21 protein-coding genes are annotated in these 24,749 nt (G+C 48.0%); 3 read left to right on the forward strand and 18 right to left on the reverse strand.

The genetic code is table 11. The features are described 5' to 3' along the window. Positions 1-59: 59 nt before the first annotated feature. The 4 genes from AB4Z45_RS07775 to AB4Z45_RS07790 form a co-directional block, all read right to left on the reverse strand. On the reverse strand, positions 60-752 hold the full coding sequence (locus AB4Z45_RS07775; protein ID WP_441908587.1) for a CpsD/CapB family tyrosine-protein kinase: 693 nt from the start codon (positions 750-752) through the stop codon (positions 60-62). Further along, positions 733-1,488: a YveK family protein gene (locus tag AB4Z45_RS07780; protein WP_441908588.1), complete on the reverse strand. Its 756-nt coding sequence runs from the start codon at positions 1,486-1,488 to the stop codon at positions 733-735. Before AB4Z45_RS07780 ends, AB4Z45_RS07775 begins: the two co-directional genes overlap by 20 nt. A gap of 163 nt (positions 1,489-1,651) precedes the next feature. After that, complete coding sequence (locus tag AB4Z45_RS07785) at positions 1,652-1,936, reverse strand: hypothetical protein (protein ID WP_430059502.1); 285 nt, start codon at positions 1,934-1,936, stop codon at positions 1,652-1,654. A gap of 861 nt (positions 1,937-2,797) precedes the next feature. Further along, on the reverse strand, positions 2,798-3,847 hold the full coding sequence (locus tag AB4Z45_RS07790; protein WP_441908589.1) for a M42 family metallopeptidase: 1,050 nt from the start codon (positions 3,845-3,847) through the stop codon (positions 2,798-2,800). Positions 3,848-4,148: 301 nt separating this feature from the next. Here AB4Z45_RS07790 and AB4Z45_RS07795 point away from each other — a divergent pair, with 301 nt between their 5' ends. From AB4Z45_RS07795 to AB4Z45_RS07805, 3 genes are read left to right on the forward strand one after another with little or no spacing between them, the layout of a single operon-like run. Beyond that, on the forward strand, positions 4,149-4,742 hold the full coding sequence (locus tag AB4Z45_RS07795; protein ID WP_441908590.1) for a bifunctional transcriptional activator/DNA repair enzyme AdaA: 594 nt from the start codon (positions 4,149-4,151) through the stop codon (positions 4,740-4,742). Next, entirely contained in the window at positions 4,726-5,241 is a 516-nt protein-coding gene (locus AB4Z45_RS07800) for a methylated-DNA--[protein]-cysteine S-methyltransferase (RefSeq protein ID WP_441884917.1), read from the forward strand. The genes AB4Z45_RS07795 and AB4Z45_RS07800 overlap by 17 nt, the downstream gene beginning before the upstream one ends. 1 nt (position 5,242) lies before the next feature. After that, positions 5,243-6,061 (forward strand): SPL family radical SAM protein, encoded by an 819-nt coding sequence (locus tag AB4Z45_RS07805; protein ID WP_441908591.1) that lies wholly within the window; start codon positions 5,243-5,245, stop codon positions 6,059-6,061. Here the strand turns inward: AB4Z45_RS07805 and AB4Z45_RS07810 are convergent. The 14 genes from AB4Z45_RS07810 to AB4Z45_RS07875 form a co-directional block, all read right to left on the reverse strand. Further along, complete coding sequence (locus AB4Z45_RS07810; RefSeq protein ID WP_441908592.1) at positions 6,058-6,753, reverse strand: DNA alkylation repair protein; 696 nt, start codon at positions 6,751-6,753, stop codon at positions 6,058-6,060. The two genes, AB4Z45_RS07805 and AB4Z45_RS07810, sit on opposite strands and share 4 nt — an antisense overlap. A gap of 18 nt (positions 6,754-6,771) precedes the next feature. Next, positions 6,772-7,389: a DNA-3-methyladenine glycosylase family protein gene (locus tag AB4Z45_RS07815; RefSeq protein WP_441908616.1), complete on the reverse strand. Its 618-nt coding sequence runs from the start codon at positions 7,387-7,389 to the stop codon at positions 6,772-6,774. A 432-nt stretch (positions 7,390-7,821) separates the two neighbouring features. Further along, positions 7,822-8,400 (reverse strand): CDP-diacylglycerol--glycerol-3-phosphate 3-phosphatidyltransferase, encoded by a 579-nt coding sequence (pgsA, locus tag AB4Z45_RS07820; protein ID WP_441908593.1) that lies wholly within the window; start codon positions 8,398-8,400, stop codon positions 7,822-7,824. 90 nt (positions 8,401-8,490) lie between these two features. Further along, complete coding sequence (locus AB4Z45_RS07825; protein WP_441908594.1) at positions 8,491-10,419, reverse strand: hypothetical protein; 1,929 nt, start codon at positions 10,417-10,419, stop codon at positions 8,491-8,493. Positions 10,420-10,529: 110 nt separating this feature from the next. Continuing rightward, the gene (locus AB4Z45_RS07830; protein ID WP_441908595.1) at positions 10,530-12,011 is read right to left on the reverse strand and encodes an extracellular solute-binding protein; all 1,482 of its coding nucleotides are present in this window, start codon (positions 12,009-12,011) and stop codon (positions 10,530-10,532) included. Positions 12,012-12,115: 104 nt separating this feature from the next. Further along, positions 12,116-12,991, reverse strand: a complete 876-nt coding sequence (locus AB4Z45_RS07835; RefSeq protein ID WP_339204792.1) for a carbohydrate ABC transporter permease — start codon at positions 12,989-12,991, stop codon at positions 12,116-12,118. Between the two features lie 18 nt (positions 12,992-13,009). Then, the gene (locus AB4Z45_RS07840; RefSeq protein ID WP_441884929.1) at positions 13,010-13,966 is read right to left on the reverse strand and encodes an ABC transporter permease; all 957 of its coding nucleotides are present in this window, start codon (positions 13,964-13,966) and stop codon (positions 13,010-13,012) included. Between the two features lie 221 nt (positions 13,967-14,187). Then, positions 14,188-15,792 carry a response regulator transcription factor gene (locus tag AB4Z45_RS07845; protein ID WP_441908596.1) on the reverse strand — a complete coding sequence of 535 codons (1,605 nt, stop codon included), beginning with the start codon at positions 15,790-15,792 and terminating at the stop codon, positions 14,188-14,190. Next, entirely contained in the window at positions 15,789-17,660 is a 1,872-nt protein-coding gene (locus tag AB4Z45_RS07850; protein ID WP_441908597.1) for a cache domain-containing sensor histidine kinase, read from the reverse strand. The genes AB4Z45_RS07845 and AB4Z45_RS07850 overlap by 4 nt, the downstream gene beginning before the upstream one ends. 2 nt (positions 17,661-17,662) lie before the next feature. Continuing rightward, positions 17,663-19,192: an extracellular solute-binding protein gene (locus AB4Z45_RS07855; RefSeq protein WP_441908598.1), complete on the reverse strand. Its 1,530-nt coding sequence runs from the start codon at positions 19,190-19,192 to the stop codon at positions 17,663-17,665. 481 nt (positions 19,193-19,673) lie between these two features. Then, positions 19,674-20,555, reverse strand: a complete 882-nt coding sequence (locus AB4Z45_RS07860; protein WP_441908599.1) for a sugar phosphate isomerase/epimerase family protein — start codon at positions 20,553-20,555, stop codon at positions 19,674-19,676. A gap of 18 nt (positions 20,556-20,573) precedes the next feature. Next, entirely contained in the window at positions 20,574-21,638 is a 1,065-nt protein-coding gene (locus tag AB4Z45_RS07865; protein ID WP_441908600.1) for a Gfo/Idh/MocA family protein, read from the reverse strand. 30 nt (positions 21,639-21,668) lie between these two features. Then, a complete protein-coding gene (locus AB4Z45_RS07870) occupies positions 21,669-23,243 on the reverse strand; it encodes an FAD-dependent oxidoreductase (RefSeq protein WP_441908601.1) in 1,575 nt (524 codons plus the stop codon). A gap of 19 nt (positions 23,244-23,262) precedes the next feature. Continuing rightward, positions 23,263-24,081, reverse strand: coding sequence for a sugar phosphate isomerase/epimerase family protein (locus AB4Z45_RS07875; RefSeq protein WP_441908602.1), 819 nt, complete (start codon positions 24,079-24,081; stop codon positions 23,263-23,265). Between the last annotated feature and the right edge of the window lie 668 nt (positions 24,082-24,749).

The raw sequence follows: 24,749 nt of genomic DNA on the forward strand, positions 1-24,749 counted from the left end.
AGAGGTGCAGGAGACATTACCTATCTATTTCTTGCTTCTATGAGCTGGAGCAAAGACGATTAAGCTTCTGTCTTTTCTCCGTAGTAGTAAGAGTAGATATCTGAATGATTTCGATTGATCTTATTAAGCACGACACCGATAAGATTTGCTTTCACATGTTCAAGTGACGCTTTTGCTTTAAGGGCAACATCTTTTTTCACTTTTCCCGAGTCGATCACAAGAACGACCCCATCGCTTTGCGTTGCTACAATTTGAGCATCCGTTACAGACATGATCGGCGGCGTGTCGATAATGACGACATCGTACCGCTCTCTAGCTGTCTTAAGCAGCTCCGCCATTTGCTCCGACGAGAGCAGCTCGGAAGGATTGGGAGGCGTTGGCCCCGCTTGGATAATGGACAGATTGTCCGTATTCGTAAACTGAATGATGTCCTCAAGCTTCAGTTGGTTCAATAAAGCCGTCGTTAAGCCGCTGCGGTTGGACTTCCCAAAGATATGATGCTGCGAAGGCTTGCGGAGATCCGCATCAATCAGAAGCACCTTTTTGCTTGCTTGTGCAAACGCGACTGCCATATTGGCGCATGTCGTGCTTTTGCCCTCGCTTGGCTTGGAAGAGGTGACCATAATAATTTGCAGCTTTTGATTAATTGTCGAGAACTCAATGTTTGTCCGCAGCATCCGGTACCCTTCAGAAATGGGCGATTTGGGATTAAGCTCCGTTATCAAGTTCCATTTAGGAATCAAACGAGACATTTTGTTCCCTCCCTGCATTCGTCTTTAACGTGGCGTTGCTGCTGTGTTCTGTCGCATCCCGCTCTTCGAACCTCGGAATCGATGTTAGTACTGGTACTTCCAGCAGTGCCTCGATGTCCTCTTCGGTCTTAATCGTGTCATCCAAGTAATCCAGCAGGAAGGATATGCCTACACCTACCATCAATGCCAGCATGAACGTGACCGCAATGTTCATCTTAGGATTCGGAGCAACGGGCCCGTGTTGTTCATGCGGATCAGCTTGGTCCAGCACGGAAACATTATCTACCTTCATCAGCTCTGGAACCGATTTTTGAAAAACGATGGCGATCGCATTCGCGATCTTTGCTGCTTGCTCATAGGAGTCATCTCGTACCGATATGGACATGACCTGTGTTTCATTCACTGAGCTTACGCTTACCTTGCCGATGAGCTCGCCGTATGTCACACCGAGATCCGGGTATTGCTTGACAACTCGCTTCATCATTCGCGGCGTTCGCAAAATCTCTTTATAGGTTTTGATAAGTCCGATCGTGGAGTTAATCGATCCAACATCTATGCTCGGAATGAGCGAGCTGCTGTCCTTATACTGGTTAACAATTAACTTAGCGGATGCTTCATACTGTGGTTTGATAAAGTAGCTGGAGTAAATGCCGATGGTTAGACAGCTCACTGAAATAATTAAAGCTATCATCAATAGCCTTCTTTTGACGATGATCCAATACTGTTTTAATTCCAAATCATTTCCTCCATTGCTTTAAAATCATCCGTTGCCGAACTTCACAAAAGTTGTTCTTAATGAATATTAAAATTCTCTAATTATTCGAAACGCGAACTTTTGGGCGTCATTTGTTTACAGGAATAGGTTTATCCATGGATTCCTGCTTAGACATAAAATGTTATCATCTCGTGTTATTAATGAACTCATCCACGGTCCCGCCATTCATTACATGCTCCATCATATCGTCAGAGCAGGCTTGCAGGCCGATCTTACCGAGCAGCTGAGATATCAGCTTCGCCATGTCAATCGGTTCATTATGGATTAGGCAGCCAGTTGCCATAAGCAGCTCAGGCAGCGACCTCGCTTCCGATTGACCGTCTTTCTGTAATAGAGAAGGATCCTCGGATAGTATTTTCAAAAACTGCTTCAGCTTCATCTGCTTCTGCTCCTGATTTGAAACATTCATCTCTGAAACCTCCATTCATCAGCTCGCTCAACCATTTTGAGTTTTGGAAAGCTTCTTATCTCTCTTTGCACTCTAGTATGACACAGATGATAATAATTCTTGAGGGAATAAAGACATGGTCACACTTAGACAATCTTGCTCATTTTCATTATGGTTTTCATAAGTACGGACTCCTAATTGATGCGAATAGTGGGATATGTCATGTCATGTTTTTTATCGCCAAATTGATAATTCTGACTATTGAAAGCGCTTAATAAATAATGGGTGAAAGTCCCACTTGGGACTCATGTTTTCCCGCATGCATTTTCCCTCTAACCCATGTAAAATAAAGGTTTTTTCCTGTTTGCCACTTTCCAACGAACGAAGAATCCAATTAAAATTCCACTAATTTAGCGAAAAAATAAGGGACTATTGACCAGCATCCTACCTAAGCAGCAGTAAAACACCATTCGACATATTTCGCATTCCTCTTTTTCCTGTACGTTTTAACCCCTAACTGCCGCAAATTTACACTTAAAAAACAAAAAAAAGCGGGGTTTGAATTGAAAAAGGGACTATTTGGAGCCTAAAAAGCGGATATTCCATCGTTCTCAGCTAATCGATCATACGTTTCAGCAATCTATATTTTGCACCCTGTCAGGATAAACCAACATCATTCGGGATAAATATAAAGCTTCTAAAGCACTGAAATCATAGAGCATTCCCTATCTTTTTGTCCCAAAATAACGCTTGGCGCTCTTCTACTAACGTCCTACTTCATTGTCTTTCTGACAAGTTTAGTCATCAAAAAAAAGAAGAGCATCGATGTCATCGCCGCTCTTCTTCGCATTTTTTCTACCTATTGTATATTAACTAGAAATCTTACTCCATGACATAAGCCAGAAGCAAAGCAGACGTGCCAACAATGGCATCTGCGTGTGTGCGTTCCATGCCGTGGGAAGCGTGAACGCCCGGTCCGATTAATGCCGCACGAATATTGCTTCCGCCGCGCAGCGCAGCCGATGCATCGGAGCCGTAGTGCGGGTAAATATCTACTGCGTAAGCTAGGTTCTCACGCTTCGCTAATTCAATTAACTTAGTGGTCATATTATAATCGTATGGTCCAGTCGAATCCTTGGCGCAAATGGATATATCCTGCTCTGTCGCAGAAAGATCATCTCCCAGCGCTCCCATATCCACCGCAATCATCTCCGTTATATCCTCAGGAATATAAGAACTTCCGTGTCCCACCTCTTCGTAGGTCGAGAAGATCAGCTTGAGTGTATGTGCAGGTGTGTTCCCTTCACGCTTGAACCATTCCATTAATCCAAGCAGTGCTGCTACGCTTGCTTTATCGTCCAAATGCCGTGACTTCACCCAGCCATTCGGAAAGATGCGCACTCGCGGCTCCCACGAAATGATATCGCCTACGGAAATGCCCAGCCCCTCTGTATCTGCTTTGGTTTTCACCAGCTCATCTATGCGAATTTCCATATTCGCTTCTTCGCGCTTCCACTCCCGCGAATCGGAGTATACATGCACAGAGGCTTTCGTAGACAACACCGTTCCCTCATATTTCCGGCCGTCACGCGTGTGAATAACGCAATACTCCCCTTCGACCGTTTGCATATTATAGCCCCCGATCGATGTGAAGCGAAGCATCCCATCAGACTTGATCGAACGAACCATCGCTCCAAGCGTATCCAAATGCGCGGTTATGCCGATCACTTTCTCTGAATTGACGCCTGGAATGGTTATCATTCCGTTGCCTTTTGGCGTTATTTCGAGCGAATAGCCAAGCTTCTCTGCTTCCACTCCAAGATGCTTCACAATGTCCATGCAGTACCCGCTAGGGCTTGGAATGTTCAGTAAAGCTTCAAGCTGGCTAAGTATAAAATCCCGATTAAGCTGTTTCGAAAGTGGCAATGACATGATATTGTGCTCCTTTTAAAGCTATATTTTTTATAACCTCTCATTACTTCAATGCAATATACAAATCAATTTCATTATCGGGACTTTCGAGTTGATATCGTTCATCCCAAATTTCAAAATCGTAATTTTTGGGTTCATTTCCCGTTTCACTCATCCAATCGCCACCTTCTATTTTACGCGATTGCGCGTCAGGATCAAAGTCTACTCTCTAATCATCTCGCTTTCGTTATCTTGCTTTTACATTCTAAAATACGTACATACGTTCACTTTCGAGGTTATACTAATGATGGAGGTGAGCAAAATGGTGAAACAACACTCAGAAACATTGACCGAGGAAAGGTGGCGTGCCATCTTAAGCAACAATGCTGCTTATGACGGGATCTTCTTTTACGCGGTGAAAACGACAGGGATATTTTGCAGGCCATCCTGCAAATCCAAACCGCCCAACAAAGAAAATATTGCTATCTACTCTACAGCCGAGCAAGCTTTATCTGCCCGCTTTCGCCCATGCAAACGATGCAAGCCTACCGGGATGCGCCTGCCTGATGATGAATGGATTCATTTGGCTGCCGAATATATCGACAGAAACTATATGAACAACTTAACTTTACAAGTCGTTGCCGATCAATGCCACGGCAGCCCCTATCATCTGCATCGGACCTTCAAAAAAATCAAACACATGACACCCGTTGAATATATACAGCAATTACGAGTCGATAAAGCGAAGGAGCAGCTGACATCATCCGATTTGTCCATTTCAGAGATCGGTTCAAGCGTCGGCATGCACAATACGCCGTATTTTGTAACGTTGTTTAAAAAGAAGACCGGCTGCACACCCGCAGCCTATCGGCAATTGCACAAACAGGAGGCTGATTCGAATGACCAAACACAGTAAACCGCCCATTTATTGGACATTGCTCACGCACGAGGCTTGGAGCCTGTATGTTGCAGCCACAACGGAAGGTCTCTGTTTTATCGGCTCTCAGAATGAACCGATAGACGAGCTGGTCCAATGGGCAAATACCCGCTATCCAGGCAGCCCTTTATTAGAGAATGTTGAACTGCTCCAGCCTTATACAATTGAAATAGCTGAATACCTTCAAGGTTCCCGCAAGCAATTCAGCATCTCCTTCCACTATCAAGGAACAGCCTTCCAACAGGAAGTATGGAAAGCACTTTGCGATATTCCTTATGGGGAAACGAAGTCCTATTCCGATATTGCCCATCAAATCCAGCGGCCCGCAGCTGTTCGCGCTGTGGGTACAGCGATTGGCGCTAATCCGATCTTAATTACAATTCCCTGCCATCGCGTCATTGGAAAGAACGGATCGCTGACAGGCTACCGCGGCGGCATAGAAATGAAAACAAAGCTGCTTCAGCTGGAAAAACACTAATATGACGATCGAATATTTATATACACAGCCCAAAACCTTATTGAATAAAGGAACCGGCTTTCTTACCGGCTACAGCCATTCCTTAAATCCTTATACAGGGTGTACGTTTGGCTGCTCCTACTGCTATGTGCGGAAAATGCCTGTTTCTTTATTTCGAGGCGCCGAATGGGGAACATGGGTTGATATTAAGAAAAATGCTGCTGAAGTTTTTCGCAAACAATTTTTAAGAGAAAAGTCTAAAGGTCCGGTTACTATTTTTATGTCATCCAGCACTGATCCCTATCAGCCGATTGAATATAAGGAGCAAATTACTCGCTCCTTGCTCGAGGTGATGGTTGATGACCCGCCTGATTTTTTGTTCGTGCAAACGCGAAGCCCGCTTGTTCAGCGGGATATCGATCTGCTCTTGCGACTTGGAGAGAAGGTACGCGTCAGTATGACAGTGGAAACAGATCGCGAGGACATTCGAAAACATTTTTCACCGAATGCCCCACCGATTAAGGCTAGGCTAAAGACGCTTCAACTGCTGGCTGATGCGGGCGTTCCCACTCAAGCGACGATTGCTCCCATGCTGCCAAGCAGTGAGCAATTCGCCGAAATACTGCGACCGCTCGTTGATCGCATCTGCATAGACGATTATTTTATGGGTGACGGAAGCAGTGGAAAACGAACGCGACAACTAGGCATCGATGCTTTGTATGAGCAGCTAGGTCTTGAGGAATGGTATCATCCGGCTGCTTATCGCGTCGTATACGAGCGGTTCAAGCAGGTTTTTTCCGAGGATCGCATTTATGTAAGCCAGGAAGGCTTTGAGCCTTAGCTTTTTTTTCGTTTCATACCGCGTATTATGATTTTGGTTTCTTGATCGACGCGGTATGATTCTATTATTTTTTGCAGAGCTTTGTTGTAGGTGAACTCATCTAAAGAATTAGCACCGCTTTTCAAATAATTCATAGTAGCCTCTGGCTGCTTAATATAACAAATCGACAATGCCCATGCTACCGCCATCTTGACGTAATACGTCTCTCGTTTCGTCTGATCAAGCAGCTGCAAGAGGCGCTCGATATAAGTTTCTTCAATATAATAGCCAAGCAGCATAACGACACCAAAGCGTATCTCATACTCTTTGTCAGATACCAAATACGGCTGTATGAAATCCCATACCGCTGACTTATTGTCCGTTGTAAATTTCAGCCCATTGCAAAAGCTGTCACAGACTGACCAATTGTCTATCTTCGGAACAAATTCAGCGACAATGTTTAAACGTTCTGTGATATCTGCTTGAGCATAACCAATGACCATCCCCTGCAGCATCACTTCCTCAAAGTACTCGCTATCCGCATCCTTTAAATAGGTACGCCAGTCATCACTTGCTATCGACTTGGCCAGCTGGCGCAGCTTCGGCAGCCGAACGCCTAATACATTATTTATTGTAGGAATAAGTGCAGCCGTAAATTTCTGAAAATCGTCTTCCTTCAATGCTATGAGCTGTTCTTTTATTGTTTTCTCCATGTTGTTGCTCCTTTTAGCTTACTCCATTGACAAGGTCCACAAATAAATCGAAGCCACTGAACCATAGGGCGAATACCTTAGCCGGTAGGTATCGAACTGTTCTTTGGTTAAATCTTGAAGACCATACAGCTTCATCATCCCGCGGCGAATGGCAATATCTCCCCAGCTCACGACATCTGGGCGCTCCATCGCATGAATGAGCAGCATTTCAGCCGTCCACTTGCCAACTCCCTTTAAGGACATCAGCTGCTTGATTACTTCTGCATCCGATAAGCGGTTCAGCTCTTCCAGCCGGATTTCACCATGTATAATCGACTCCGCAATGCTTTTTATGCAAATGGCCTTCTTCATCGTTATCCCGCAGCTTTGAATCTGATCTGCCGTTTGATTAGCTATGTTCAATGGGGTTATTTCGCCAAGCCGCACCTGCATTCGCTCCCATATGGTGTGCACTGCTTTAGCTGAAATCAGCTGGCCTACAATCGCATAAACGAGTGAAGTGAATAAGTCCGGCATGATGATGCGTTCGACTTTTCCGAGCCGAGACATGGCAGCACCAAGCGCTTCATCTACGTTTTTCAAATAATCGATCTCTGCTTGCCCATAGTCATAAAGCTTTGTTTGTATCGTTTGCAGACGGCTCGCCCCCTGTAAATCGAAATAAATAGCTGTATATTCTTACTATACCTCATCCGGCTTTGTATGTTTTGATTACCGAATATAATCGCAAGATAACGAAATCGGCGATGATAGAAATAACGGACATCAGATGCCTTATTTGCTTTGATTTCCTCTTTTTTCAGAAGTAACGGACATAGGGTACGCTAATTGGCTCCAATCGTTATAATTTAACACGATTTCGACCTAATAGCGGATCCTATGTCCGTTAGATTCAAATTAAGCCCGATTTATGAAGAATAGCGGAATCTATGTCCGTTAGCATCAAGCCTGAGCCACAAATGCATAAGAATGCTTAGAAGGAAAACGACCATTTCATAAAACAGCGGCAGTCTTGGACTGTTTCATCTCGTCCATCGCTGCCGCTGTATTTTAAGTGGGTTTTTATTTCTACTGCAGCAAGCGATAGTTGTTTTTGATGTAGTTAGCTCCGGATAGGATGGTCGACGCTAAGGCAACATACATCAAAATTTGATCGACAGGAATCGCTGTCAAAAAGCTGAGCGGACGATGGTTTAACAACACCGCTGAAATCGCAACAACTTGAAAGACCATCTTAATTTTGCCGAATTGGTCGGCTTGCAAGGCAATTTTTTGAGATGAGGCAACCATTCGAATGCCCGTTATAATAATCTCTCTTCCGATAATCACAACTGCGATCCAGCTGTAAATCATCTGCTCGCCTACCATTAATATTAACGCGGCGGATATTAGCAGCTTGTCTGCCAGCGGATCGAGCAGCTTGCCAAGATTCGTAATCTGATTATATTTTCTTGCGATATGTCCATCTAGTTTATCTGTCGCTGAAGCGAGTATAAATAATGCTGCGGCATAATAAATGCCATAGGTATCTATATGTAGAAAAAATTCTGATTTGTTGATTAACCACTCGGGGTATATCGGGAAAAATAAAATAAACACAGGTATTAATAAAATACGAGCAATCGTTATTTTATTCGCTAGATTCATAGGGTTCCTCCTTCGCATTATGCTAGTCATTATACCATATGTTGGTAGGCTTCTGAAAAAGCTGCCTGCGCGCCTCCATAACCTATCCTTTTATTCTTTCTTTAAAGACTGATTAAGCATATCCCAATCGGCATGCGAGGCATCAAACAGCATTAGCCCGTCTGTGTACCGGAAAGCCGAATGGAATACCTCACTCTGCCGCTCCGCGCTATTCATTTGATTAAGGGAAATGCCCGCATAGACCGGAACTTCTCCACCTGTGGCAATATTGCCAAGGGCCATATATTTCTCCACCTCGGCCAGCGTATCCTGATACGTACCAATCATGAGGAAATCCAAGTGCCGGACATAGCCAGTGCCTCGGTAGTCCTTGGTATAGACGGAGCCCTCCTGAAATTGAAGGCGGCTGTCATATTGAAAATCCGGGCTGGCCCAGTTTGCACCGTTGACATAATAGGTATCAAACCAAGACCCCACGTAGGCAGATAACAAAACATCGCTTCCCGTTTGTCGATTATGACCGTCCACCATCTCCTTGACCTCCGCAACAAAAGAGGTAATGACGCCTGCACGGAAAGCCCACCAGTCCAAAATCAACGGACCATCTATTCTCGTATTGCCTTCATAATCGAATATGTCCTCTGGCCAACGATGAAGCCGCTTGCCCCTTTCCGCCAAATATGCCTCAAAGCGGCTGCATGCCAAAGGACTGAAATCCGCCGTTTCATTGTCGTATCTGCCCCGGTCCAAAATAATGCCGTCCACCTGATAGCCGGCCATCACTTCCCGGAAAGCAGCCAATTGATGCTCGCGCACCTTCTCATGAAGCGGGTTGGAAAATGCAACCAAGCCCGGAGCCGAGCTGTCTCGCTGCCGCTTGATCACGCCTTCATCCTGATGCTTGTAAACCATTTCCTCCCATTCAGGATGCTCATTTAGAATCGCATATTGACCACGTACAATGGAGCCTTCTGCAAATACATTCATGGATGCATGAATAGCTAGACCAAGATGATGCCCCTCTTCTATAAAAATCTGCAGCAAATCCAGCTTTGGATAAGGAATACTCTGCCCAGCGTTTACCAATTCACTCATGTGGGGACGGCTCGTCAGCGGATTTTTGAAGTAAGAAACGTAACCCTCCACCCCTTTAACGTCAAGCGCAATATCCGTAACGCCTGCATGTTTTGCCCGCTCCAGCAGTTTTCTTACAGCGTCCGCAGACTGCAGCTTCCCACTGTTGGCTCTCTGATCTATCCAAAGGATCGTCCTCTGCTTGCTCTCAGCACGGCTCTTAGAAAAAATGGCTAAGCTTCGAGCAACTGATGTTTCGTTCCCCGTTTTGATCTCCACATCAACAAAGTTTACGCCAAGCGCCAGTTTCAGCGTATGGGCAAAAGCACCATGCTCGTCTACCACAGCAGCTTCACCATTAACCGTTAGCACCGGAAACTCGCCCGCATTGCCGCCGCTCACAATACCGCTAACCGTGGTTACAGTCTGCGTTTCCGAATAAACGGATGGATGGTTCAAATAAAGGCTGATTTCATGATCAGCAGCGCCTGCCAGCCCGTGATAATCAGTCACTGCACCATCCTTGCGCAGCTTGATCCGATCTCCTTTTCTAAAGCAGGTAGACAAAAAGAAGCGGCTGCTTTCCGGAGCATACAAGGGATCAAGGGCAACAATCACGTAACCATCCTCAGGGATGTCTAGTATCGTTGGGCCCGACCAAGCCGGTGCGAAGCCGACAGGCGCTTCATTAACGACGCGTAAAACCAAGCCGCCTGTTCCTACCTGCACCGCAACGCCATTCTCAGGAACAGTGACCGATTTCCCCCATGCGCTTGTAAACAAGACAAGCCACTCTTCGGCCGCCGGAATGGTGTTGACTGCCGATATAGCATGCCGCTGCCCTTCTAATGTAATCGTAATATCCTCTGGCGCAGCTTCCACTTGGGCATGGATAGCTAACATATCAACTTCACTGCCTTTATGCGGCTTAAATGGTTCGTTCATTTCTGTTCCCCCTCAGTCAATTATGCCGGGCATTTCGCCTGGGCGACAAAGAGGCACCTGCGATTCGCAGCTGCCCCTTTGCCATCAAGCCTACGTCTATAGGCAAGCCTTTATTTTGAAATGGTTTGATACCACTCGTTCGCTTCCTTGACGGATTCTGCGCCGCCTTCTGCCATCCATTGCGCAAGGAAGGTATCGTAGTTGTCTCTAGATTGCGCACCTGCGATATACATTAGCACCGTGTCGTCCAGCAGCTTCGTCAGCTTTTGCTTGTTTTTGGATACCGCATCGATCGGCGGCGCAATCGACATCGGATCAACGATAATATTGCCTTTCGCCGCGTTTTCCTGAAACGCCTCATAGTAGCTTTGCAGCACAGGGTCCTTCCGAACGCGCGCCTGCCAGTAAGCCGGATAATCATATTCATTAACCCCGGTCATGTAGGAGCTTGCATTGGTTAAGTCATCATTGAATTTAGGCAGAATGGGATAATATTTGCCATCCTTCACTTCGTGATGAACGCCTTCCTCGCCAATGGCGAGCTTTATGAAGATATCCTTCTTCAGCTTGGTATCGAGCAGCTTGATCGCATGCTCCTTTTGCTTGGATATCTTCGGTATCGCAATAAACCAAGTAGTTGCCAGGTTAACGCCAATCGATGATTTGCCATCCTTGCCAACTAAGTATGGAATAATGCCGATTTTGGCTTCAGGGAAGTTTTTGACAAGGGCAGCTTCTGCGCTAGAAGCACTCCACCAAGCCAGCTTGATCATTGCAGCATTGCCGCTGGAAAACTTCTCAATCGCTTTCGCACTCGTATTGATCGGCATTTCCGAATCCAGCAGCCCTTCGCTGTACAGCTTGTTCATATAAGCCAAAAATTCCTTCATCTGCGGAAGCTCTGCTTTATGCAGCAGCTTGCCATCCACATCGTTCCAGTCGTTCAGCACGCCGAATGCTGCTGCAATATCTCCATAGATAGAATCCTTTGAGCCCGTTAACGGAACAATATTTTTGGCTTTCTTGATCGCTTTCAACACCTCATACAGCTCATCCGGCGTTGTCGGGTTTTTCAAGCTCAGTTCTTCCATCCAATCCTGACGGACAACGAGCTCCTCGCCTACGCTAATGCCAGAGCCAGTCTCCGGTATAGCATAGATTTTGCCGTCGATCGTAACGCTTTCCCATGAATCTTCCTTAATCGCCGCTTTGATGTTAGGGCCATGGCTTTCGATTAGATCATTCAGCGGCTCCAGCGCGCCCGCTGTTGCCAGCTTGTAGAACTGAGCAGAACCCAGCTTCATGATATCGAAGTTTTGCTTGTTCGCAACCATCAAGTTCAGCTTCTCGTCGGCACTTTCCGCCGGAAGCATTTCATAGGTAACCTTGTAGCCGGTAGCATCTTCTATGTTTTTAGCAACCGGGTCTGCGTTCGGATCGAACAGGCTGTACTGCATCAGCATCGTAAGTTTGGGATTGCCTTCGCCATCTCCCCCTGTGCCGCTGCCCGGAGCTGGAGTGGAATTGTTGCCGCATGCGGCAAGAGCAAGAGCAAATACAAGGACTATGGCCAACCAAGAACCTTTTTTCATAGAGTACCCTCCCGAATATGTGTTTTAAAGTCAAACTGCATTACCCTTCCATTGCCCGCTATCATGACAAGCTGACAGCATCACCGCCTTTCATGCCGATAGGTTTAACCCTTAACCGAACCTACCAGCACACCTTTGACAAAATATTTTTGCAAGAACGGATAAACCATCAGGATCGGCAGTGTAGCTAGCAATATTGAAGCTGCCTGAATGGACTGGGGCGTTGTGTTCAGCGCCGCGTCCACGTTATCCTTCAAAAACTCGCTGCTGGAGGAAACCAATAGTTCCTTCAGATACAGCTGCAGCGGTTTGAAATCCTGATTGGTAATGTAGATCATCGATGTAAAATAGTCGTTCCAGAACGCCACCGCGAAAAATAGCGCAATGGTTGCCAGCACAGGAAGCGACAGCGGCAAAACAATGGAGAATAAAATTCGAATGTTGCTTGCTCCGTCCAGCTTGGCGGACTCCTCCAGCCCGTCCGGCAGCCCTTCAAAGTAATTTTTGATAATCAGCATGTTGAACACGTTGATGGCCGCCGGCAGGAATAGAACAGGAAACTGATTGACCAGTCCAAGGTTATGCATGAGCAGGTAGGTAGGAATCAGGCCGCCGCTGAACAGCATTGTGAAAATAAACATCAGCAGAAACCATTTTCTGCCTCGAAGCTGAACGCGAGATAATGGATACGCCGTAATGGTCGTGAGGAACAATCCTAACGCCGTCCCCACAATGGCCAAAAGAATCGAATTTTTTAAAGAGTTAAGGAACATGGAATCCTTGAGCACATACATGTACGTTCCAGTCTGAAAGCCAATAGGCAGCAAATTGACCTTGCCGGAAATGACCGCCGCTTCGCTGCTGAACGATTTGGCGATCAAGTTAACGAAGGGCAGCAGCGTAGTCAGACCTACCAGTATAAAAAATAAATAGTTGCAGAAATTGAACAGCTTCTCTGAAAACGATGTTTTCACGGTCACAGCAAACTCCCCTTTCAGTTACCAAATCCCGCGTTGCAGGTATTTGCGGCTAAGCGCGTTGCCCGCCAAGACGAGCGTGAAGGCAATAACGGATTCAAATACGCCAACAGCGGTCGTAAAGCTGTAGTCCTGATTGCCGAGGCCCATTCGGTACACATAGGTGCCGATGACATCTGACACCTTGTATACTGTGGGATTGTACATGACGAGAATTTGCTCAGTGCCAGCCTCCAGAATGCTGCCGAGCCTTAGAATAAACATCAGCAGTATAATGGGTGCGATGCCAGGCAGCGTAATGTGCCACAGCTGCTTCATCCGCCCCGCTCCGTCAATCTTGGCCGCTTCGTACAAGCCAGGATCAATCGTGGCGAAGGCCGCAAGATACACGATGGTACTCCACCCCGTCTCCTTCCAGCCCGCTGAGGTAATCAGAACGCCCCGGAACACGCTATTGTCCAGGAAAAACGAGATCGGCTCCATGCCGATCATACCCATTGCCTTGTTGACCAAACCGCCGTTGCTGGAAAGCATGTCGATAAATAGACCGCTTACGATAACCCAGGACAGAAAATGCGGCAAATAGATAACGGTCTGAATCGCGCGCTTGAACAACATCCGCCTGATCTCATTCAACAGCAGGGCAATGAGAATCGGCAGCGGGAACAAGATACCGATCTTCAGAAAACTGATAATAACGGTGTTTTGAAAAACATGCAGAAAATCAGGAGAGTTGAACAGTTTGGCAAAATGCTTCCATCCCACCCACGGGCTAGCGTCATAGCCATCAAAGATATTGAAATCCTTAAAAGCGATGGTAATGCCGTACATCGGGGCATATTTGAAGAGCAAAAGAAACAAAATTCCAGGGACAAGAAGTGCATATAAATCCCAATCCCGTTTGACATCGGCAGCAAGCCGTTTGACATAATTGTTTTTAGCCTGGGGCTTATCCAGTGGTGCTGTTGCGCTTTTCATCGTATTCCCCCTCGATTTGATGCTTTCTACCTAAAATTGTAGTATCCAGCGCTCAGGGTTGGTAGAGTAATGCCATTACTATTTCTGGTACTTTGATGTTTGATTTCCTCACAAAGGAACGTAATCGGCATAAAAAAAGACAAAACCGCTTTCTACAACTGAAAGCGGTTTTGTCTTATATTTTTTTTGGTTATTGCACGCCACCTAATTAGGCGCAGCTGTTACGCTTTAACTCCACCTGGGTTGACGCCCCAATATTTACGGAACACCTTGGTGAAATAGCTCACATCCCGGTAGCCCACGAGACGAGCGGCATCGTACACCTTGCCCCCATTCTGCAGAACGGATTTGGCCCGTTCCATCTTGCGCTCCAGCACATAGGTCGAAAAAGGTACTCCTGTCTCCTGCTTAAACAGCCGGCTTAAGTAAGATGAATTGATAAAAAGTCGATCTGCGACCGTATGCAGCGTAATATCCTGATCGATTTCCTGATTGACGATAGACAGAATGGAGCGTACCACTCCATTGCTCGTCGTTTTCCGCTGCTGCTGCAGATAATCGCAGATGCGGCCAGTCAAGCGGACCAGCCAGGCCCGAATCTGCTCCTTCGTCGCCAGCAGCCTGATGTTCTCGAAATAAATCATATCCTCTCCTGCCACGCAGCCAATTCGCCAGCCCTGCTTCTGAATCATGCGAATATACAGGCTGCTCAAATAAAGGACGGCCTCATGAACCTCTTCCGCCGTCTCCACGGACTCAAGGCTTTTGTCCCACAATCCTTGCAGCGCCTCCAGCGCCTTAGCCTCGTCAGCGGTTTCCAATGCGATCTCCAGCGCTTTCTCCAGCCCTTGCTGTACCTGAACCCCCTGTTCCTTACGGCCAATCTCGCGGTAAGGAATGGCGATGTCGCAGCCATATACAATACGCTCCTGCAAGGCACGGCAAGCTTCGGCATACAGCGCGCTCATGCTGCCAATCCCTCCGGCCGCAGCGCAAATGCCTGCGCTCGCTGTCAGCCCAAGCGTCTCCCGGGTGCGCGACAACAATTGAACGACCGAGGCCTGTACGCGCAAGGCGCTGTCACCCGGCTCCTCCTCGCGCCGCAGCACAAAAACAAGGAGCGTGTACCCTTGATGATCAGCGCACACCCAACAGGAAGCGGGCAGCATTTCTCTCGCCAGACATTGCAAAGAAAAACGCCACATTGGAGCATCCTCCGCGCGAAAGCAGCCATCCCCTTGCGGAAGCGGGTCAATATCCACCACCGAAACTGCGATCCGGTCAGACTCCTCAAGCTCAATCTGATATTCCGCACCTCTTCGCAGCACCTCGCTATCGTCGTAGTCGCCTGCTGCCCATTGCCGAATAAAACTGCTTTGCAAATGGGGAAGATGCTCACGCCATTTCACCTTCAGTTCTGCCTGCTCGCGCCACTGCTCCATCTCGTCTCGCAGCTGCTTTGCCGCTTCCAGTACGGCGCCCAGTATTTCCTCTTCAGCCGCGGGTTTCAGCAAATACTGGGAAACCCCTAAAGCGATAGCATCCTGAGCGAAGCCAAAATTGTCATGCCCGCTTAAGATTATCAGTTTTAGCTGCACGCCGTTGTCTGGATATTCCCTAAGCTTCCTCACCAGTGTCAGCCCATCCATCTCCGGCATCTGGACATCAATCAGCATGATGTCGGGTCGCTTCCGCTCGATCAACGCCAGCGCTTCTACCCCGCTGGCAGCCAGTCCGACGACCTCAATGCCATGCTCCTCCCATGGAATATTATTAGCGAGTCCCAACCTAAGCCGCAGTTCATCCTCAACGATCATTAAATTCATGCGGATCGCTCCCCTTTTTCCAGAGTATGGTGAGTTACAGAACGAAAGCTTTCCTTGCATTGATCCAGCGGCAGTGAAATGGTGACCGAGGTTCCATGTCCTTGCTCGCTTTCGACGATCAATTCAGCTTCCTTGCCGTAATAAAGCTTAATTCGGGTCATTACATTGCGCAGGCCGAACAGGTCGCCCGTCTCCTCGTCCTCCAGCGAAAACAGATTCGCTTCACGCCGTCCCAGCCGCTTCATTTCTTGTTGAATATAGGCTAGCCGCTGCGAACTCATCCCTGAACCATTGTCGCTTACGGTGACCTGAACGGACTCTCCATCTTTAACTCGGCCGGAAATAACAAGCTTTCCGCCTTCCGTTTTCCCCTCCATCCCATGCAGGATAGCATTCTCCACAAGCGGCTGCAGCAGCAGCTTCAGAATCGGGACGGGGCGGCAATCCTCCTGAATGTCGTATTCCACCTCAAAGCTGTCCAAATACCGGATTTGCTGAATGCGAATGTAATAATGCAGATGCGACAAGCTTTCGTCAATCGTAAATACATCCTTGCCCTTGTTCAGGCTTAGACGGAAAAATCGCGACAAATTCAGCACCATCTCGCTAATTTCATCCGCCTCGTAATTTTTAGCTGTCCAGTTAATTGAATCCAGCGTATTATACAAAAAGTGAGGGTTAATCTGAGTTTGCAGAAATTGAAGCTCCGTCTTGGCCAGCCTCAGCTGCTGCTCGTAATGATCTTCAATTAGCCGCTTCTGGTCTACGACCATCCGATTAAACGCTTCCGTCAAATAACCCAGCTCGTCGTGCCGCGTATTCTCCAGATGCACATTCATATTTCCCGTACCCAGACGCTTCATGCCCTTGAACAGCTTATCTACCGGAGAAGCGATACCGATATAAACGAGCCAGGATATGCCCAGCGCCAGAAGCACGCTGACGAAAATAATAGCTAACGTATACAATCGAAGCTGATCTGTTTTGGCGTACAGCTCTTTTTTGGGTTGAATCAGCGTCAGCCGCCATTTGGAATATTCCGAATCGATAGACACCGTCATCTCCGCATCCGTCGTGCGGGGAAGGCCAGGCATGCCCCCGCCCTCCGCAAGCGTATGCTCTGCGCCGTCGAGCTTGCCTGTCCCGGCAATCAATTTGCCGGTATCGCTGTGCAAATAAATGGTAGCCGAAGGCGATGGGAGCAGCGACTTCATCAGATTGATCAGCTTGCTTTTGTCCACTGTAATAATGACTACATCCGCTCTGCGATTGTTGTTGTACAAATCCATGGTTCGCAGCAGCGATACGCTATCGGTATTAATTAAGCTGCCGAAGGTCGCGTTGCCGGCAATCGGCTCCTCTGCCAGCAGATAAGTGATTTCCGTCCCGCTAGTAATGGCGGTATTCTCAAGCCATTGCTGCTGCTCAGGGCTGCTCAGCCTTCTCCCTCCATAATTCGTCGATATCATCATGTGGGAGGGCTGATGATACAAGGATATTTGCGATACGATATGATTAATAGAGTTTACATTCGACAGCTGCTTCAGCAGCATCGAAAAATCGACGATGGAGAGCGGCGATAATTCCGCTCCGTTATCTGCGAGCAGCTTGATAAACACAGGGTCTGTTGCAATTAGCGTCGAAATCTCCTCCACATTTTGCAAAGTCAAATCAATATAGTCCATAGCTGAATTCAGTACCGTACTGGACCGCTCCACCGCTTGGTCATGCAGAATGCTGCGGGAGCGATCAACGGCAAATAGGCTTACCAAGACGAGCGGCAGCAAAATCAACATAAAATAGCAGGTTAGCCGAAACTGGATTTTGCGGGAAAAGCGATCCCGAAACCATTTGACGGGATTTCTCATGCTTATCTCCCCCCTCCGGCGCTCAAGCGGGCTTCGTACCATTGATTAACTTCCGCTGTAACCTCTGCGCCACCCTCGCGGTACCACTCCTCCACAAAGCTGTCGAACTCATCCAGCGAAACGATGCCCATCACGATTTGTGTAAAAATGCTCTCAAGCTCCTCTAAATGTCCGGCATACTTGCTCATCGCCGGTGTCGGAATTCCGAAAAATTCGTTTTTTATTAAATGTTGTTCAATCATCTGCAAATTATCGTATAAGTGAAAGTCGCCGAGCGAATCCAACCGAGCCTTAGCCATAACAGGATCAATAACATCGACGAGCGACTGGTAGATGCCCCTGTACAAATGCTTGTCATGCTCTACAAAATCGGTGACCATTTTCCCATTTTTCATCGACCAAATCTTGCCTTCAAAACCAAGCTTCAACGTCTCCCTGCCGTCTCCCACGATGAAATTAAGCAGCTTTACCACTTCTTCGGGATGTTTCTTACCGACCGGCACCACGTTGTAACCGCGGATTAAATCCTTGTTATATACGCCGCTATGCCCCTCCGGTCCGACGGGATACTCCAGCGGTATCCATTCCGCCTTGGGATCTTTCTTTTTATTCGCTGCAATGGGTCCTCGCGTATCGTACCAAGTCGCAGAGAACATGCCGACCTTTCCGTTCTCGATTTTTTCGATAAAGGCATTGTTGCGGTTAAGCGGGAATTCCGGATCAATCAGCCCTTCCCGGTAAAGCTTTGCCAGAAAAGCGAGCGCTTGCTTGGTCTCCGGCAGCGTGCTGCCATTAACCAGCTTTCCATCGCGCGCCACCCAAGAGTTCAATTGAACACCAAAAGCGCCAAAAAACGGCGCTGTCCGCCCCATGTCCTCGAGCAAAATAAGGCCCATCGTATCATTGAGCCCGTTCCGGTCAGGGTCTTCCTTTGCAAAGGCGCGCATGACTTCATAATATTCGTCCAGCGTATTTGGCGGCTGCAGTCCTAGTTTATCGAGCCAATCCTTCCGCACATACATTAGCTCAATGCCCTGCACGTCTGTTAAACTTGGAATGCCGTAAATTTTTCCATCGTAGCGCATTCGATCCCAAGCCTCTTCAGGAATAAACTTCTTCAGGTCTTGTCCATATTCGTTAATATAGTCGTCAAGCGGCGTAAAGGCCCCTTTTTTGACATATTCGTCAAACCAAACCGGGTTGAAAGTGTGAATGAGATCTGGGAGATTTCCGGAAGCCATAATGACGTTCAATTTCTCTTCGTAAACTTCCTGAGGGGGAATATTGACCCGCAAATCCAGTCCTGTACGTTCCTTTATATAGTTTATATAAGGATTATCGTTTTCGTCTGAACCATCCGGGAATGTCATGCCCAAATCGTTAATGACCATCGAAATCGCGACGCGGCTCTGCGATGTGGGCAGCGGCTCGCCAAGCTTCTCCCACTCGCTGCAGCTTGGCACCGTCGCAGCTACCATTAACAATGCTATTATCCGAACAATCAAACGACAGTTGAACCTTTTGCGCTCCATAGCTCCCCCTCCATCTCTTCCGGAATGCCTCCGGCATTACTCCCTATTCAACTTCTCCTTCAAGCAAGCGCTAGACTGCGGTACATAACCAGCAAAAGCAGCCTTTTTTCCCACCTACTGACTGTTACCCGTAAAATATATGTTAACTATAATAACACGAAATACAGCTAATAAGAGTAGAAAGGCATAATGCATCAGACCAACCTTCTTTTCATGTCATGAAAGCGAACATACATTAAAGCGGTTGCATAAATAACAAGGTAATACGGATATCGCTATAGAATATACTTTCTATATTTTAGAATAAATAGAAGCGGCTGCCCTTACGGCTATTCGAACTTTGCAGGCTGTTGAGCCCATCCTATTCCAATAGCCGCTCCTGCAACCGCTTTACGTCCAATCCAGCAAATGTGAATAAATCTGTTATTTCCATTGCACTTCCAACAAGTGCCCGCTTAAATCTTAGATTCAATAATTGGGGCTAGCGGAAGCTCTTAATAAATTGAACCGCTTTGCGTATATCGGTCTCCGGCTGATCTCCAACTTCGCGTTCGATCGTCAGATAGCCATTATATCCAATCTCCTTTAACGCCGTAAAGTATCTGTCGAAATCAACATTCCCTTCGCCGAGCGGCAGCTCACGGAAAAACTGTCCCGTGCTCACCATCTCCGCAATTTTGGCATGATCCATCGGCTCATAGCCAAGCGCACCGTATACCATGCGAGGATCTACCACCTTGCGACGTATGCCGTCCTTGACATGGGTGTGAACGACGTAATCCTTAAGCAGGCGAACCCCTTCCGCTGGATCATCCCCCGTCACCATCACCATATTGGCAGGGTCAAAGTTGACAGATACTCCTCTGCCACCTAGCGTATCCAGAAAACCTTTCAGATGGGCCGCCGTCTCCGGACCGGTCTCGATAGCGAAATAGGCCTTCATGCTGCTGGCATATTCATTCAGCTCGCGGCAAGCCTCCTGCATAACAGCGAACACCTCTCCATCTTGGTCCTCCGGCACGATTCCGATGTGTGTCGTTACAATGGTCGTGCCGAGGTCCAGCGCCAAATCGAGAATCCGCTTTGATTTCTCTACTTTTTCCTCGTTAACGGATTTATCCTGGAAGCCATGGCCGCCCAGGTCGCCGCATAACGCGCTGATTTCCAGCCCTAATGAATCGATATAAGCCTTCAGCTCCCTGCGGGCGGCAGCGCCGAGATTAGCCGGGTCCATCTCGCCTGAAACGGCATAGATTTGCACCCCCTCCGCACCAACCTCCTTCGCCTTCTTCAGCCCTTCCTTAACGCCGACGCCAAAGCTGTCTACAATGACGCCTATGGGATTTCCGATATTTACAGACATGCCGATTCCACGCCTCCCCTAGTCGAAATGAATTTCCTTGCCTAGAGTTGCCGACTCGTACACGCCGCAAAGTATTTTCATGATTTCAACGCCGTCCTGCACTGGACTGATCGTGTCTTTCTTCCCTTGGCAAACTTCAACAAAGTAATTGATTTCGTCTTGGAAGCCCTGCACAAATTCGAATGAGAGATTGTCAATTTGCGGCGTGGCGTTCAGAATTGTGTCATACTTCTCTGTAATTAAAGTCAGCTCCGGCTCCAGCTCGACGCCGCCTTTCTCGCCATAGAGCTTTACCGTCAGCTCATCCTGCTTCGCATGCAGCGTAAAGCTGACATCAACCAGCAGCGACGCCCCGTTCTCAAAGCGTACCAGCGCATTGGCCATGTCCTCAACCGTGTTCAGTGCTGCATCATAATCGGCTGCCTTGTAGAACTTCAAGTTTTTCACATTGGAGCGGTTGCCTAAACGGTTGTAGGTGTTGCCGCTAATGGATTTAACTTTGGGCTTGCCCATCAAATACCAGCAAAGATCGATGACGTGAACGCCGATATCGATCAGCGGACCGCCGCCGGAGCGCTCCACATCAGCGAACCAGCCGCCAGGGTTGCCCAGCTTGCGTATGCATGAAGCTTTGGCATAATAAATCGGGCCGATTTCACCATTGTCCAAAAATGCTTTTACAATTCGCGTATTGGAGGCATAGCGGCGGACAAATCCTACCTGCAGCGTCTTGCCGGATTCCTTGACAGCTGCTTCAACCGCTCGTGCCTCCTCCACCGTTTTGCTAAGCGGCTTCTCGCAAAGCACATGCTTGCCTGCCTTCAGAGCGGCGATACTAATCTCCGCATGGGTGTTGTTCCAAGTACAGATGCTGACCGCATCAATATCGGGGTTCGCCAGCAGCTCGTTGTAGTCGGTGTAAACGTTAGGAATGTTATATTTCTCCGCCTTTGCCTTCGCCCGTTCTTCCTTCAAGTCGCAGACAGCGACCAGCACGGCATCCATGTTTTTGCTGTAGGAGCCAAAGTGCATTTCTGATATGGAGCCAGCTCCGATTACGCCAATTCGAATAGGATTGCTCATTGCTATTTTCTCCTCATTAGTTAATTTAGTTTAAACTGCACGCAGCGAAGGCCATGCCAGCTCGATGCCCTCTGCAGCCAGAAACCTCTGGTAAGCGGCAAGCTCTGTCTCCGAAGAGCGGACATCGCTTGGCGTCAAGCCGCGATCCAAGCAGAAGCTAGCACAATAGCCCGCTGCCTCGCCAATATTCCATTCCACCGGATGAAGCCGGTAGCAGCCGTTTGTAATATGAGTGGTTCCGATATTTTTGCAAGCAGCAAGCAGATTGTTCACTCTTACTGGGATGAGACTGCCCAAAGGAATCTGGAACGGCAGCGACGATATATCAATATAGGGCTGATTTTCCGTGCTGGGATGCAGATCAATGCGGTAACAGCCGATGCCTACTGAATCCGAGAAATATTCCGCACGGCCGTCAGGACGGCTTTCCGTTGCAACATGCTGCTCCAGAATCGTAAACTCCGCCTTGATTCGGCGCGACTCCCGAACGTACGGATACATGGCAAGCCCATCCTCTGTCCCCACCACATCGGGACGAAGCCTTAGCCCAGGGTAACCTTTCCCCCCATTCGGGCGAGGAGCCTCTGTCTGCATCCAATAAAGCAGTGACAGGCTGAGCTGCTTCGCCTCGTTTAAGTGACGCTCCCTATCTTCCGGCTTCACATCGATAATAGAGCCCAGCCAATAATCGTTCTGCGGCCAGTTGACCAGCGAAATAGAACTGTTGTAAGTCCCTTGAACGTAGTGCTCCTTCTCAGCGATTTGACGATATTTGAACAGCGAAAAAGCGCCTTCGCCAGGGAAAAGACCGTACTGAACCGGCTGCATCGTTGCCGGCTTGACACCGGTCCAGCTTAGCAGGCGATCCGGCCAGAAATCTGCCTTGTATTCCTTCCAGAAATCATAGAGCTCTGGCTTTGGAATCGTATGATCCTCGCCTTCCAGATAATCGATGGCGAAGCAATAGGTAAAGCCCTGCATATCTTGCGGCAGCGCCTCACCTTCTACGGCATGAGGCTCCCCTGTTTCTTCACGCGCTTCCGCGCCCGTAACGTATTCCACGCCAGCCAGCGGGAGCAGGTCGCCGCATTCCGTAGCGTCGAGAAAATATGGAGCCTTCAGCAGCACCGTATTCCCGCTGTCCAAGCTTTTAACCGTCACCGAGACGATGTTATCGCCATCGCAATGGGCACTCACTGGAACATGGCGGCGCAATATCGTCAGTTGCCCGCTATGTACATAAGGAGCAAGCTGACGCTCCAAAACGGCAAGCGCCGCGCGTGGCTCGTGACATAAACGGCTGACCGTACCGCCACCTGGGTTTAGCTGTTCGTTCTCCCGTGCCGCTGTCGTGAGTGGAAAGGCATCCCGGTAATAAGCGCGGATATCCTCGCGAAAGCGGCGATAGCTCCGGGTGCAGCCGAAGGACTCGATCCAGGGATGCTCGTCAGGCGGAACCGCCTGACTCGTTAATTGACCGCCGATCCAATCCGTCTCCTCGGTCATGATAACGGTTTTGCCCGACTTCGCCGCTGCCAGCGCCGCCGCAACTCCTCCCGTGCTTCCTCCTACAACTACGATGTCGGCCATTGCTTCTCGTTCCATGCGCTTATCTCCTTTGGGGTTAAATAATGGTTGCAAAATAGTCATAGCTGCGCCGAATGCCTTCCGCCTCGCTGCCTACACCTTCATATTCAAGAACAAACGCTCCGCGGTATCCATTCTCCACCAGCTTGTTCACGATTTTCTCCAATTCAACATCGCCGTCTCCTAGGTTGATTCCTTCAAAAGCTTTGCCTCCGAGAGACTTATAACGCCCGTCTTCACGCATTTCAAAATCCTTGAAATGAACATGCGAGACATAGGGGAGCAGCGTCTCAAGCGCGGCTGTCGGATGCTCGTCTACGAGCAGAAAATTGCCTGTGTCAAACGTGGATCGCAGAGCCGGAGAACCAACCCGATCGATGATCGTTTTGACCTGTTCGCCGCTTCCCGCTAACTTTCCGTGGTTTTCCAAACAGAGAACCAAACCTTCCTTCTCAGCGACCGCAGCAGCTTCTTTCAGTCCATCCACAATCCAGTCCAGCGCTTCTTCGTAGGTTGCAATGTCGCTGTGGTTGCCGGAGAACACGCGGATGACGTTTGTTCCCAGTATCTTCGCAACAGGGTAGGCATCCGTAATCTCCTTCAGCGCCCCTGCTCTTTCCTCCTCGGTTGCCTTGACGAAATCATTGGCTACCGCGTAGCTGGACACCTTGATGCCATTATCTCTCACAAATGCAAGCACGCTTGGCAGTTCCTCCAGAACGTCCTTCCAGAACACATTCAACAGCTCGACATCCTCAATCCCTTCATCCTTGCAAAAGGATAGAAAATCCAGCACCTTCCATCCGTTTTCTCTCACGGTTCTGTGCATGCTCCACATGCTAAGTGACAGCTTCATTTTGCAACTCCCTCCATGCTCTGTTATGGCCTCGCTTTGTTGAAAGGCAACGCTATTGCTTACTGCGTACCACCATTGTAAAAGCTGCCATCCGGCATAAATAGAGTAGACCGATGACCATTTTTGGTAACTTGATGCGATTATCTCTCCATTCACTAAAAAAAGAATTGAAAGTTCCTAGCACAGCCCTATTTGTTCGTAGTCGGCTTGTGCTATCCTCTACTTTTGCTGGCTACGCTCTCCAACAGTCGAAACGAATGCGAAAGTTGAATAATTTAGATCTTATATAACTAAAAAAGGGGCTGTCTCAAAAGTCATTTTGCGATTTTTTGAGCACTGCTTAGAACTTATTTTCATCGAGAAAAAGGACCTCAAGCTCCACTATACAGTGGAATTTGAAGTCCTTTCATTTGAAAACGGGGATGTTYYCCTGTCATGCAAAGACTTTTGCGGCAGCGCCTGCAGCATCTTCATCTAAGTGCAGAAATGCACTTATTTAACCAAATTTTCTTYAAATCTRGGTCAAGTCCAAAGTTGTGTGTAAAATCCTCGAACAGAAAGCCTACTCATCAAGAGTAGGTTCTTGCGTTGTTTTTGGTTTTTTCTTACGCCATTCATGGTACACTGTCATTTCAATATATTTCTTGCCGACGGACCACTTTTCATCC

The organism is Paenibacillus sp. MCAF9 (genome assembly GCF_052114265.1).
In the GTDB taxonomy this organism is placed as follows: Bacteria; Bacillota; Bacilli; order Paenibacillales; family Paenibacillaceae; genus Pristimantibacillus.